At 62.9% G+C, this 13,145-nt stretch carries 10 protein-coding genes and 1 tRNA gene; 8 read left to right on the forward strand and 3 right to left on the reverse strand.

What is annotated here, in order from left to right:
• Positions 1-10 precede the first annotated feature (10 nt).
• Positions 11-1,417, reverse strand: coding sequence for an FAD-binding oxidoreductase (locus WS51_RS02895; protein WP_069228567.1), 1,407 nt, complete (start codon positions 1,415-1,417; stop codon positions 11-13).
• Positions 1,414-2,745 (reverse strand): MFS transporter, encoded by a 1,332-nt coding sequence (locus tag WS51_RS02900; protein ID WP_059506389.1) that lies wholly within the window; start codon positions 2,743-2,745, stop codon positions 1,414-1,416. The genes WS51_RS02895 and WS51_RS02900 overlap by 4 nt, the downstream gene beginning before the upstream one ends.
• A gap of 118 nt (positions 2,746-2,863) precedes the next feature.
• Between WS51_RS02900 and WS51_RS02905 the strand changes: the two genes are divergently transcribed.
• A complete protein-coding gene (locus WS51_RS02905; RefSeq protein WP_059506406.1) occupies positions 2,864-3,802 on the forward strand; it encodes a LysR family transcriptional regulator in 939 nt (312 codons plus the stop codon).
• A gap of 278 nt (positions 3,803-4,080) precedes the next feature.
• On the opposite strand, the gene WS51_RS31875 is transcribed toward WS51_RS02905, so the two are convergent.
• The gene (locus WS51_RS31875; protein ID WP_155647443.1) at positions 4,081-4,344 is read right to left on the reverse strand and encodes a hypothetical protein; all 264 of its coding nucleotides are present in this window, start codon (positions 4,342-4,344) and stop codon (positions 4,081-4,083) included.
• Positions 4,345-4,437: 93 nt separating this feature from the next.
• On the opposite strand from WS51_RS31875, the gene WS51_RS02910 reads away from it, so the two are divergent.
• The 7 genes from WS51_RS02910 (at position 4,438) to WS51_RS02945 (ending at position 13,133) form a co-directional block, all read left to right on the forward strand.
• On the forward strand, positions 4,438-5,658 hold the full coding sequence (locus WS51_RS02910; RefSeq protein ID WP_059770679.1) for a BaiN/RdsA family NAD(P)/FAD-dependent oxidoreductase: 1,221 nt from the start codon (positions 4,438-4,440) through the stop codon (positions 5,656-5,658).
• Positions 5,659-5,764: 106 nt separating this feature from the next.
• Positions 5,765-5,977, forward strand: a complete 213-nt coding sequence (gene rpsU / locus WS51_RS02915) for a 30S ribosomal protein S21 (protein ID WP_006479415.1) — start codon at positions 5,765-5,767, stop codon at positions 5,975-5,977.
• 184 nt (positions 5,978-6,161) lie between these two features.
• A complete protein-coding gene (locus WS51_RS02920; protein WP_059450757.1) occupies positions 6,162-6,608 on the forward strand; it encodes a GatB/YqeY domain-containing protein in 447 nt (148 codons plus the stop codon).
• Between the two features lie 69 nt (positions 6,609-6,677).
• Entirely contained in the window at positions 6,678-8,546 is a 1,869-nt protein-coding gene (gene dnaG, locus WS51_RS02925; protein ID WP_069228568.1) for a DNA primase, read from the forward strand.
• A 90-nt stretch (positions 8,547-8,636) separates the two neighbouring features.
• Positions 8,637-11,054, forward strand: coding sequence for an RNA polymerase sigma factor RpoD (gene rpoD, locus WS51_RS02935; protein WP_081051568.1), 2,418 nt, complete (start codon positions 8,637-8,639; stop codon positions 11,052-11,054).
• 138 nt (positions 11,055-11,192) lie between these two features.
• Positions 11,193-11,271, forward strand: a tRNA-Ile gene (locus WS51_RS02940).
• A gap of 311 nt (positions 11,272-11,582) precedes the next feature.
• Positions 11,583-13,133, forward strand: a complete 1,551-nt coding sequence (locus tag WS51_RS02945) for a phospholipase D family protein (protein WP_059506381.1) — start codon at positions 11,583-11,585, stop codon at positions 13,131-13,133.
• The last annotated feature ends 12 nt before the right edge of the window (positions 13,134-13,145 follow it).

The raw sequence follows: 13,145 nt of genomic DNA on the forward strand, positions 1-13,145 counted from the left end.
TATCTTCCGCTTAGTCTTTTCGTAGAATCCGATCAGCATTGAGGACGCCTGCCGGGTCCAGCAGGTCCTTGATCGCCTGCATCAACTCAATCTCGTCAGCAGAGCGGCTATGGTGCAGAAAGTCTCGCTTCACGACTCCAATGCCGTGCTCGGCAGAGATCGAGCCGCCCACGTCGGCGACTGCCCGATAGACGAGATCTTCAACGCGATGTAGGTCGTCAGGGCTGTCGTGGGGACCCGAAAGCACGTGAAGGTTTCCGTCGCCAATATGGCCAAAGAACAAGTGACGTTGGCGTGAAAACTGCTGCGTAAGCGCTTTGCGCGTCGCATCGACGAACCGCTCCATTGCTGCCATCGGAATGCCAACATCGAAAGCAGCATGCGGTTTGAGGTGCGCCAGCAGTTCGCCGATGGCTTCGCGATAGGTCCAAAGCCGCTGCACGTCGTCGATCGATTGAGCCACGACGGCATCGGTCACGAGACCGCGGTCGAACGCATCGGCCAGACACTCCTCGAGTTGTCGCCGCTCGTCTGCATCGTCGGTACCGAGCGTCTCCAGCAATGCGTACACAGGGGCGGGGGCAGCGAAGGCTGGCCGCAACTTGTGGACCTCGCAAGCGGCGACCATGAAGTCGTCCCACATGACCTCGAACGCGGAGAGGCCCGGCAGTGTGGTGCGTGCGTCACGTATGAGCTGCGTTGCAGCGCCGAACGACGGAAGCGCGCAGAGCGCGGTGCATGAGCTCGTAGGCAGGGGAGAAAGCTTGAGCACGAGTCTGGTAATCACGCCCAAAGTACCTTCGCTGCCAATGAACAGGTGTTTCAGATCTAAGCCGGTGGTGTTTTTCGTGACGCGATTGAGCATGCTGAGCAGTCGCCCGTTGGGCAACGCGACTTCGAGGCCCAGCACCATATCGCGCATTGTGCCGAACCGGATCACACGGTTGCCACCAGCATTGACAGCGGCGTTGCCACCGATCTGACATGAACCGCGAGCGCCGAGATCAAGCGGAAAGTACCAACCTTGTTCTTCGACGCGTCGCTGCAGCTCTTCGAGAACGACGCCAGCCTGCACGGTAGCGGTGCCACCTACGGTGTCGATTTCCTCGATTGCATCGAGCTTCGATAACGAAAGCGCGATTTCCCCCTCGCGGGGCGTCGCGCCACCGGCGAGCCCCGTCAAGCCACCTTGAACGACGGCTCGGCGACTAAAGCGGCTACAGATCTCAAGTGTCGCCGCCACCTGTTGCGGCGTCCGCGGGAACACGACGATGCCTGGCGTGCAATGTGGTGCTTCGCTCCAGTCGCCGGCATGGGCCGACGTGACAGACGTGTCGAGCACTAGCGATGTGTCACCGAGCGTGCTTTCGAGCGTTGCGACGAATAGGTCGACAGGCTGTTTGATGAACGGAGTCATTGCGTATGTCCGACGTTGAGTTGCCGATCCCGCCCGGCATTGCGCGGCATCGCAGCGACGATGCCGGCCGACAGCAGTAGAAACGCTGCGGTGACATACAGAGCGACGCTCGCGCTGCCTGTTCGGTTCACGATCCAGCCGATCATGTAAGGGCTGACAAACCCGGCAAGGTTGCCGATCGAATTGACAAGTGCGATGCCAGCGGCCGCAGCCACCCCACCCAACAGCGAAGTTGGAATGCGCCAGAACACAGGCGCAAGACACTGCAATCCCATGCAGGCAACCGTCAACGCAGCGAGCGATACCACCTGCTGGCCGCTGTACAGCGCACTTGCGACGAGCCCGAGAGCCGCGGCAGTGCACGGTATGAGGTAGTGCCAGCGGTGTTCACCTCTTCGATCTGCGCTGCGCCCGACCACCAGCATCGCGCCGATGCCGAACGCGTATGGAACTGCCGACAGCAGGCCCACGTTCAGCGCAGAAGCGACGCCTGTGTGTTTGATAATCGACGGAAGCCAGAAACCGAAACCATACTGACCCATCGCGGCTCCGAAGTACGCGAACGCCAGCAGCCATACTGCGGGCCGACGCAACGCTTCGGAAAGCGATACCGTTTGTTTGTTCTTCGACTCTGCTTCGATGTTTGCCATCAGCCGGTCGCGCGCGTCGTCGTCCAGCCACTTCGCGTTGCGGATACTGTCGTCGAGATAGAACAATGCAGCGACGCCGACAATCAGCGACGGTACGCTCTCCAGCACAAACAGCCATTGCCACCCGGATAGACCAGCCGCGCCGTGAAACGTCGACAGAATCCATCCTGAGAGAATGCCCCCGCAGACGCCGGCGATCGGGATGGCGGTCATGAACGTTGCGATCACGCGGCTTCGGCGCTTCGCCGGATACCAATATGTCAGGTAGAGGATGATCCCTGGGAAGAAGCCTGCTTCGGCGGCGCCGATCAGGAAGCGGACCACATAGAAGGCCGTCGTCGTATGCACGAATGCCATGAGGCCCGTCAGTACAGCCCACGAAATCATGATTCGGGCAATCCAGCGGCGTGCGCCGACCCGATGCATGATCAGATTGCTCGGCACCTCGCACACGAAATACGCGAGAAAGAATATACCCGCGCCGAAGCCGTAAACCTGTTCGCTCCACCCAAGCTCTGACACCATCTGTAGCTTTGCGAAGGCAATGTTCACCCGGTCGAGGAACGCGATGACGAAACACAGACAGAGGAACGGCACCAGCCGCCACGTAACGATCGAGTAAGCGCGTTCTTCGAGCTGTTCATCCTGTTCGAGCCGCGCGGCAAATGGGTGCGCCACGATGTGTCTCCTGAGTTGGAATTCGGTTCTTATGGCGAGAGTCTGCGTCGGTCGATTCAATAAGACAAACGATGATTTCTGGCCTATTATTGAGAAAAACTTGTCAATGGAAGGGGTCATGTCCGGGGCGCGATTCACGCCAAGGCAGCTTGCTGCTTTCCTCACTGTGGCGGACGTCCGCAGCTTTGCGCGGGCCGGCGAGCGGCTGAACTTGTCGCCGTCCGCCGTAAGTCTGCTGATTGCGGAGCTCGAAAGCGGTGTGGGCTTTCGCCTGTTCGACCGTACCACGCGTAGCGTTGCACTGTCGCCGGCCGGACGGGAGTTTGTCGTTCACGCGAAGAGCGTGATGAGGAATATCGAACTGGCTCAGGCCGCGGCAGACGATATCCGGAACCGCGCCGCAGGGATCGTTCGGATTGCAGCGCCGCTGGTAATCGCGACGACGATGATTCCCGCTGCGATCAAGCGGTACGGGCTAACTCATCCCAAGGTGGTGATACGGATTCGGGATGCGGCAGTCGATAACCTCGTGGATATGGTTGCCACCGGAGATGTTGACCTCGCAGTCGGCCCCGACCAAGCTGTTGGTGATGACGTGGCGCGTATCGAACTGTTCAAAAGCCCTTGGGTGCTTTGGTGTGCGCCGGACAATCCCCTCTCAAAACGTGGACGAATTAAGTGGACCGACTTGCGAAAGCAGCCGGTTGTCGCGGCGGGACGAGACTACGAACGTAACGTTTCACTCATGCGCGCGGGCGTCGCAGACGATGAGCGTATCGCCCCAATGGACGTCGTCGACAACATCAGTACCGCTCTCGGGATGGCGGCCGCTGGACTTGCGTTGACGCTGGCGCCGGCATATGTTGGCCTGCTGGCGCGGCCGCTTGGTCTGGCTATGCGCCGGATCGTCGAGCCGGAGGTGATGCGCCAAGTATGCCTTTACCATTCCGCAAGCCGCGCAGTTTCACCAGCCGCTGAGGGTTTTCGTCAACACCTTGTAGACTCGTTGAGTGGTATGGAGTCGCTTGGAGTGACTCGGCGACGCGCCAAAGGTTGATCCGGGCTGCCGCATGGGTACTGGAGTCGGCCGAGCCCGTAGAGGTTTTCGCGACACAGAAGCACGCTCGCGCTCAATAGCTCCTCTCGGACTTGACAGGCGGGTAGTGAGAAACGTGAACCGTCGAAACGATTTCGCTCTGATTCTTGTTCTCTTGTTCTCTTGTTCTCTTGTTCTCTTGTTCTCTTGTTCTCTTGGTCGCGTGTGCCTTACGAGGCATCGCTCTGACCAATTTACGGAGATCGCTAGCGCCTCATAACGCGTAGAACCTCCGGATTCTAGACCAGACGATCGCGCACTGTCGTGGGAGCTGGGTCGTACTCCTCGAGGCAATAGTCACGATATGCAGCAACAAGTGTTTTTTGCCCTCCACGACTGACATCGTCCCAGCGGAGATCATGAGCTTGGAGAAAATTGAAATAGTCGTAGAGCGCGCGTGCGGTGTTGATCCATGACTTTTTTGCGGATGCGGGCGGCTCGACATAAGCATCGAGGCTGCGCCACCATCCAAGCGTTGCGTTTTCCGTCGTCGCATGTATCATTCGCCCTTCCTCAAGATAGTAATCAGTCGCCTACCGCTAAGTGACTGATAAATCAGCATAATTTTCCTGCAAAGTTCCTGAACAATCCGCGCCATGGAAACTTACGATATCGCCGTGATCGGCGCGGGCGCCGCCGGGATGATGAGCGCCGCGGTCGCCGGGCAACTCGGCCGCCGCGTGGTGCTGATCGATCACGCGACGCGGCTCGCCGAGAAAATCCGCATCTCGGGCGGCGGCCGCTGCAACTTCACGAATCTCTACGCGGGCCCCGACAACTACCTGTCGTCGAATCCGCATTTCGCACGTTCCGCGCTTGCGCGCTATACGCCGCGCGACTTCCTCGGCCTGCTCAAGCGCCATCACGTCACCTGGCACGAAAAGCACAAGGGGCAGCTCTTTTGCGATCACGGCAGCGACGCGATCATCGACGTGCTGAAGCACGAATGCGACGCGGGCGGCATTGCGTGGCGCCGGCCGGTGGTCGTCGACGCGGTGCGCCACGCGCCCGCCGACGGCTTCACGCTCGACACGCAGCAGGCAGGGCCGATTCGCGCACGCGCGCTGATCGTCGCCACGGGCGGCCTGTCGATCCCGAAGATCGGCGCGACCGACTTCGGCTACCGGCTCGCAAAGCAGTTCGGCCACAAGCTCGTCGATACGCGGCCCGCGCTCGTGCCGCTCACCTTCGCGCAGCAGGACTGGGAGCCGTTCGCGGCGCTGTCCGGCGTGTCGCTCGAAGTGCGCGTGTCGACCGGCGACAAGAAGCGCGGCGGCGAATTCGTCGAGGATCTGCTGCTGACCCATCGCGGACTGTCGGGCCCCGGCATCCTGCAGATTTCGAGCTACTGGCAGCCGGGCGACCCGATCCGCATCGACCTGTTGCCGCAACGCGACGCGGTGGCCGACCTGCTCGACGCGAAGCGCACGTCGAAGCGCCAGATCGGCTCGCTGCTCGCGGACTGGGTGCCGTCGCGCCTCGCTCACGTCTGGCTCGACACGCACCGCGTCGCGGCCGATGCACGGCTCGCGGATCTGCCCGACAAGACGCTGCGCCAGATCGGCGACGCGCTGTCCGGCTGGACGCTGACGCCGAACGGCACCGAAGGCTACAAGAAGGCCGAGGTGACGAAGGGCGGCGTCGATACGCGCGAACTGTCGTCGGCGACGATGATGAGCGCGCGGGTGCCGGGACTGTTCTTCATCGGCGAGGCCGTGGACGTGACGGGCTGGCTCGGCGGCTACAACTTCCAGTGGGCGTGGGCGTCCGGCACGGCGGCCGGGCAGGCGGCGGCGGAGTTTGCGCGGAGCGCCTGACACGGCGGCGCCGGCCCGCCGTTGACGGAACCCGGCCCTTATGTCTTTGCGCGGCGCTCTGCTATACTCATGAGTCTTCCCTGCAAACCTTTATTCGTGTCGGATCATGACGATCATTCGCGTTAAAGAAAACGAGCCGTTCGAAGTCGCCATGCGCCGCTTCAAGCGCACGATCGAGAAGAACGGTCTGCTGACCGAGCTTCGTGCGCGGGAGTTTTACGAGAAGCCGACCGCCGAGCGCAAGCGCAAGAAGGCTGCCGCGGTGAAGCGTCATTACAAGCGGATCCGCAGCCAGACGCTGCCGAAGAAGCTGTACTGAAAGATTGAGCGCCGCGCGGTTCGCTGAGCGGCGCACCGGCGAGCTCCGCACGATCGGCTCGATTCGGGGCCGCGAGTCGCCGATGCCGGATTCGAGCAACCCGCTTGAGACTTAGTCCCAAGCGGGTTTTTGTGTTGACGCCCGTTTGCGGGCGTCGAAGTCACGTTTTCATCCCGGGTGCAAGATGAGTTTGAAAGAGCAGATCAGCGAAGACATGAAGGCCGCGATGCGCGCAAAGGAAAGCGAGCGTCTGGCGACGATTCGCCTGCTGCTGGCCGCGATCAAGCAGCGCGAAGTCGATGATCGGGTGACCCTCGACGACGCGGGCATTACCGCCGTGATCGACAAGATGATCAAGCAGCGCAAGGACTCGATCAGCCAGTTCCAGGCTGCCGGCCGCGACGATCTCGTCGAGAAGGAGCAGGCGGAACTGACGGTGCTGGCCGCCTACATGCCGGCGCAGTTGTCGGACGCGGAAGTAGCCGCCGAAGTCCAGGCCGCGGTCGCTGCAACCGGGGCAGCCGGCCCGCAGGACATGGGCAAGGTGATGGGTGTGCTGAAGGGCAAGCTCGCGGGCCGGGCCGACATGACGGCCGTTTCCGCGCAGGTCAAGGCCGCGCTGTCGAAGTAAAACCCGCTTTCCGGCGCCGCATGCGCGTGCGCCGGGGCGTCGTATTGTCTTTTTTCGCTCGATCCCACGGTGATTCCGCATTCGTTCCTGCAGGATTTGCTGAACCGCGTCGATATCGTCGACGTGGTGGGCCGGTACGTGCAGCTCAAGAAGGGCGGCGCGAACTTCATGGGGTTGTGCCCGTTCCACAACGAGAAGAGCCCGTCGTTTACCGTCAGCCCGACCAAGCAGTTCTATCACTGCTTCGGCTGCGGCGCGCACGGCACGGCGATCGGTTTCCTGATGGAACACGCGGGGCTCACGTTTCCGGAAGCCGTGCAGGAGCTCGCGCAATCGGTCGGGCTGACCGTGCCGCACGAGCCGTCGATGCGCGGAGGCGCTGCGGGCGGCGGCGACTATCCGGCGCCCGTGTCGAAATCGGTCGCGACCGCGCTGTCCGACGTGATGTCCGCCGCGTGCGACTACTACCGCAAGCAATTGCGCGGCGCGACGGTCGCGATCCAGTATCTGAAGAACCGGGGCCTGACCGGCGAGATCGCCGCGCGCTTCGGGCTCGGCTATGCGCCGGACGGCTGGCAGAACCTCGAAGCCGCGTTCCCGGACTACCGCGACGACTCGCTCGTCGAATCGGGGCTCGTGATCGTCAGCGAGAAAACCGATGCGCAGGGCGTCGCGCGACGCTACGACCGGTTCCGCGAGCGGATCATGTTCCCGATCCGCAACGTGAAGGGGCAGGTGATCGGGTTCGGCGGCCGCGTGCTCGGCAGCGGCGAGCCGAAGTACCTGAATTCGCCCGAAACGCCGCTGTTCAACAAGGGCAGTGAACTGTACGGGCTGTTCGAGGCGCGCCTCGCGATCCGCGAGCGCAAGTACGTGCTGGTCGTCGAAGGCTACATGGACGTCGTCGCGCTCGCGCAGCTCGGCTTCCCGAACGCGGTCGCGACGCTCGGCACGGCATGCACGCCGATCCACGTGCAGAAATTGCTGCGCCAGACCGATACGGTGATTTTCAGCTTCGACGGCGACTCGGCCGGCCGGCGTGCGGCGCGCCGCGCGCTGGAGGCGTGCCTGCCGCATGCGGCGGACAACCGGACGATCCGATTCCTTTTCCTGCCGCCCGAGCACGATCCGGACAGCTACGTGCGCGAATTCGGCGCGGACGCGTTTTCCGAGCAGGTCGAGCGCGCGATGCCGCTGTCACAATTTCTGTTGAACGAAGCAATTGCCGGCAAGGCGCTCGACCAGCCGGAAGGGCGCGCGAAGGCGTTGTTCGACGCGAAGCCGTTGCTGCAGGCGCTGCCGGCGAATGCGTTGCGCGCGCAGATCATGCACATGTTCGCCGACCGGCTCGATATCCCGTTCGAGGAAGTCGCGGCCCTGTCGGAGGTCGATGCGCGCATCGCGGCGCCGGCGCGCCAGGCGCCCGCGCGCAGCGAGCGGCGGCGCGTGACGGACAGCGAAAAGCGCGCGTTGCGCACGCTCGTCATGCATCCGCGGATCGCATCGCAGCTCGACGACGAACAGCTTGCGACCCTGTGTGCGCTGCCGCGGATCGGCGAGCTGTTCGCCGAAGTCGTCGAGCATGCGCGCGCGCTGGGCGACGGCGCGGAGTTCCGGCTGCTGTCGGATGTCCTGCGGACGTCCTCGAACGCGGCGACTTACGAGGAAATCTTCCGCGAAATTCTAGACTATGATGAAAACGTCCGCGATTTGCTGTTACAGAATCCGGAAGACGAGACGGTGCCCGAGCGGCAGCGTGAGCAGGAACGGATCGCGGGCGAGGAGTTGCAGGCCGCAGTGCTGAAGATGCGCTATGACGCCTGCTGCGACAGGCTCGATCGGCTTGCGCGGCAGTCCAATTTCACACCCGAGGAACTGGCTGAATTGACGGAATTGAACCAGCAGCGAACCGACATGAAGCGTCGGCTCGGGCTGTAGGCGGCCGGGGCGTCGGGAGAGGACGCCCCAGCGTGCTATAATATAAGGTTTCCAGCGGTTTGTTTTTTCTAAGCAGAGGCGAGATTCGCGATGGCAAAGACGACAGGCGGAAAGAAAGCAACGGGCAAGGGCTCGACGGAGCCGACCACGAAGGTCACAGCGGCCAAGTCTGCTTCTTCCACCAGGACAACGTCTTCAGCCACGTCAGCCCCTGCAGGAAAGAAAACCGCGGCCGGCACTGCTCAGGCTGCGCCGGCGCCGGCAGCCAGAACACGGGCTGCCGCCAGACCCGACTCCGGGCCGGCCAAGCCGGCGGCGAAGCGGGCAAGTGCGAAAAGCGCAAGGGACACGACTGCCGCCGCGGACGAAACGGCAGTACGTACTACTCATGCACCCACGGTTCAACCGGCTGTCGTCCAGCAGCCGCGAGTCGATATAGCCGGTACGGCGAACTCCATGACCAAAAAGCTGAACGAAGTATCCGTCGATGACGACGCAAATCAGAGCGACGAGCAGCCCGCAGCCGCGGCTGCCCCGGGCAAATCCAAGGTGCGCGATCGTCGCGCCAAGGAAAAGGCGCTGCTGAAGGAAGCGTTCGCGACGAGCACGCCCGGCACGGCCGAGGAGCTCGAAGAGCGCCGCGTGAAGCTGCGCGCGCTGATCAAGCTCGGCAAGGAGCGCGGCTTCCTCACGTATGCCGAAATCAACGACCACCTGCCGGACAACTTCACCGAGACCGAAGCCCTCGAAGGCATCATCGGCACGTTCAACGACATGGGCGTGGCGGTTTACGAGCAGGCGCCGGACGCGGAAACGCTGCTCCTGAACGACAACGCGCCGGCCGCGTCGTCGGACGATGAAGTCGAGGAAGAGGCGGAAGTCGCGCTGTCGACCGTCGATTCGGAATTCGGCCGCACGACCGATCCGGTCCGGATGTACATGCGCGAGATGGGCACGGTCGAGCTGCTCACGCGCGAAGGCGAAATCGAGATCGCGAAGCGGATCGAGGACGGCCTGCGCCACATGGTGATGGCAATCTCCGCGTGCCCGACGACGATCGCCGACATCCTCGCGATGGCCGAGCGCGTCGCGAACGAAGAGATCCGCGTCGACGAGCTCGTCGACGGCCTGCTCGATCCGAATGCTTCGGACTCCGCCGATACGGACGGTTTCTCGGCGAAGGAAGCCGAAGCGATCGAGAACGAGGACGAGGAAGCCGAAGAGGAAGAGGAAGAAGAGGAAGAGGAGGACGATGACGGTGCCGCCCAGGCAACCGCCAACGCCGCCCAGCTCGAAGCCCTCAAGCGCGCGTCGCTCGAGAAGTTCTCGCAGATCAGCGAGTGGTTCGACAAGATGCGCCGCGCGTTCGAGAAGGAAGGCTACAAGTCGAAGTCCTACCTGAAGGCGCAGGAAACGATCCAGAGCGAACTGATGACGATCCGCTTCACCGCGCGTACCGTCGAGCGTCTGTGCGACACGCTGCGTGCGCAAGTGGACGAAGTTCGCCAGGTCGAGCGTCAGATCCTGCACATCGTCGTCGACAAGTGCGGCATGCCGCGTTCGGAATTCATCGCGCGCTTCCCGGGCAGCGAGACGGATCTCGACTGGGCCGAGAAGATCGCGGCCGAAGGTCATTCGTACAGCGCGGTCCTGTCGCGCAACATCCCGGCGATCCGCGAACAGCAGCAGCGTCTGCTCGACCTGCAGGCGCGCGTCGTGCTGCCGCTGAAGGACCTGAAGGAAACCAACCGCCAGATGGCGGCCGGCGAACTGAAGGCACGTCAGGCGAAGCGTGAAATGACCGAGGCGAACCTGCGTCTCGTGATCTCGATCGCGAAGAAGTACACGAACCGCGGCCTGCAGTTCCTCGATCTGATCCAGGAAGGCAACATCGGCCTGATGAAGGCGGTGGACAAGTTCGAATACCGTCGCGGCTACAAGTTCTCGACCTATGCGACGTGGTGGATCCGCCAGGCCATCACGCGCTCGATCGCGGATCAGGCGCGCACGATCCGTATTCCGGTTCACATGATCGAAACGATCAACAAGATGAACCGCATCTCGCGGCAGATCCTGCAGGAAACCGGTCTCGAGCCGGATCCGGCAACGCTTGCCGAGAAGATGGAGATGCCGGAAGACAAGATCCGCAAGATCATGAAGATCGCGAAGGAGCCGATCTCGATGGAAACGCCGATCGGCGACGACGACGATTCCCATCTCGGCGACTTCATCGAGGACAACAACACGGTCGCGCCGGCGGATGCCGCGCTGCATGCAAGCATGCGCGACGTCGTGAAGGATGTGCTCGATTCGCTGACGCCGCGCGAGGCGAAGGTGTTGCGGATGCGTTTCGGTATCGAGATGAGCACCGATCACACGCTCGAGGAAGTCGGCAAGCAGTTCGACGTCACCCGCGAGCGGATCCGTCAGATCGAGGCCAAGGCGCTGCGCAAGCTGCGTCACCCGAGCCGTTCCGACAAGCTGAAGTCGTTCCTCGAAGGGAACTGATTTCCAGCGTCTTGACTGCGAACGCCGCCGGTATCCGCGTGATGCCGGTGGCGTTTGTCCTCTTGGGCGTCTTTGTTGTTACAATGCCGGCCCGGCTTCGTTGCCGGGGTGGCGTGTAGCACACGTTGCTTCCCGTCTGGGCCCCTAGCTCATGCTTGGTTAGAGCAGCGAACTCATAATTCGTTGGTGCCGGGTTCGACTCCCGGGGGGCCCACCAGATTCGCTTCCACGGTTATCCGGGGAAGTCTCGAAACCCGCGACGCCGCAAAGCCTCGCGGGTTTTTCTTTTGCACGCTGCCCGAATGTGTCGCGCGTGTTGAATGCGCTCACGCCGGCGTCGCGTGTCGCATCGCCGCCACCGGGGAAGCGCGCGCAGCGTGCCGTCTCGCCATCAATCGAAGTATGCTGTAGCCCGGTCGGCGCGCACGATCGAGCATCGGCGAGCGCGCGAACCGACGCCAGCGCCGCGTTCCGTCCGGCAGCCAGAACAAACAAAAGCAGACTTCGCCTGACAGTGGGGCGGCTATCATGATCATGTTGCGTTCGTGGAGTGCGATTCTGTCATTGCTGATGCTTGCCGCATGCGCGAGCCTGCCGCCGCAGGCCGGGCGCGCGCCAACGCACGCATTCACCGATACGGAAACCACGCGCCTCGCCCTCGCGTTCCGCCAGCAGGCCGCTGCCCATCCGGGGCAGGACGCGTTTCATCTGCTGCGCGATCCCGTCGATGCGCTGGACGCGCGCGTGCTGCTCGCCGATCGGGCCGACCGCTCGCTGGACCTTCAGTACTACATCTGGCACGACGACCTGACCGGACACGAGCTCGCCGACGCGATCATCCGCGCCGCCGATCGCGGGGTTCGCGTACGTGCGTTGCTCGACGATCTCGGGACGAACGCGGACGACCGCAAGCTACTCGAGATCAGCTCGCATCCGAACATCGAGATCCGGCTCTTCAACCCGGTCGCCACACGCCACTTCAAGAAGATCGGCACGGTGCTCGAATTCTCGCGCGTGAACCGGCGCATGCACAACAAGGCGATGATCGCGGACAACCAGGCGGCGATCGTCGGCGGCCGCAATATCGGCGACGAGTATTTCGGTGCGTCGTCGATGCTGGAGTTCGGCGATCTCGATGTGGTCGTGCACGGCCCCGTCGTGCGCGACATCTCGACCGAATTCGATACGTTCTGGAATTCGCCGTACGCGTATCCGATCGATGCGCTGGTCGGGCACGACGCGGCCCCGGACGGACTGGACCGCGAGCGCGAACGGCTGCGCGATTACCTGCGCGCGATGGAGGACAATCCGTACGTGCTCGAGGCGCGACAGAGGCTCGACCAGATCGTGCACGGCCAGGGCACCGAGCTTTCCTGGGGGCGGGCGACCGTCCTGTACGACGATCCGGCGAAGATCGCACGCTCGCCGAAGGACAGCGACGGGCACCTGATGCCGCAACTGCGCGCGCTCGCGTTGCGGCCCGAGCAGGAACTGCTGATCGTGTCGCCATACTTCGTGCCGGGCAAGGACATGGTCGAACGGCTGCACGCGCTCACGGCACGCGGCGTGCGCGTGACGATCCTGACCAACTCGCTCGCATCGACCGACGTCGCGGCCGTGCACGCCGGCTACCGGCGCTATCGAAGTGCGCTGCTGGAAGCCGGCGTAAGACTTTACGAACGGCGTCCGTCCGGCGACAAGAGCATCTCGAAGCAGGTCATCATCGGCTCGTCGCGTGCTTCGCTCCATGCGAAGACCTACGTGTTCGATCGCAAGAGCATCTTCATCGGTTCGATGAATCTCGATCCGCGTTCGTTGAATCTCAATACCGAGATCGGTGTTTACTGCGAGAGCCCGGCGATTGCGTCGGAGGTCGCGACGGATCTGGAGCCGCGGCTCGACCGCATCGCGTGGCGAGTCGAATCGAGGACCGACCCGGCCGGGAAGGGGCGGCTGAAGTGGATTCAGACTGACGCGGACGGGAAAGTGACCGAGCTCGATCACGAACCGGAAGTTTCGGCCGCGCGGCGCATGGAAGTGTGGTTTCTCGGCTTGTTTCCGATCGAATCGCAGCTGTGATCCCGCGTGCGC

The organism is Burkholderia territorii, from assembly GCF_001718335.1.
In the GTDB taxonomy this organism is placed as follows: Bacteria; Pseudomonadota; Gammaproteobacteria; order Burkholderiales; family Burkholderiaceae; genus Burkholderia; species Burkholderia territorii.

Excerpts from the sequence above, each read along its gene's own strand:
- WS51_RS02905 (WP_059506406.1), top strand. The coding sequence starts at position 2,864 with ATGTCCGGGGCGCGATTCACGCCAAGGCAGCTTGCTGCTTTCCTCACT.
- WS51_RS02945 (WP_059506381.1), top strand. The coding sequence starts at position 11,583 with ATGATCATGTTGCGTTCGTGGAGTGCGATTCTGTCATTGCTGATGCTT.
- WS51_RS02920 (WP_059450757.1), top strand. The coding sequence starts at position 6,162 with ATGAGTTTGAAAGAGCAGATCAGCGAAGACATGAAGGCCGCGATGCGC.
- WS51_RS02910 (WP_059770679.1), top strand. The coding sequence starts at position 4,438 with ATGGAAACTTACGATATCGCCGTGATCGGCGCGGGCGCCGCCGGGATG.
- WS51_RS02895 (WP_069228567.1), bottom strand. The coding sequence starts at position 1,417 with ATGACTCCGTTCATCAAACAGCCTGTCGACCTATTCGTCGCAACGCTC.
- rpoD (WP_081051568.1), top strand. The coding sequence starts at position 8,637 with ATGGCAAAGACGACAGGCGGAAAGAAAGCAACGGGCAAGGGCTCGACG.
- rpsU (WP_006479415.1), top strand. The coding sequence starts at position 5,765 with ATGACGATCATTCGCGTTAAAGAAAACGAGCCGTTCGAAGTCGCCATG.
- WS51_RS31875 (WP_155647443.1), bottom strand. The coding sequence starts at position 4,344 with ATGATACATGCGACGACGGAAAACGCAACGCTTGGATGGTGGCGCAGC.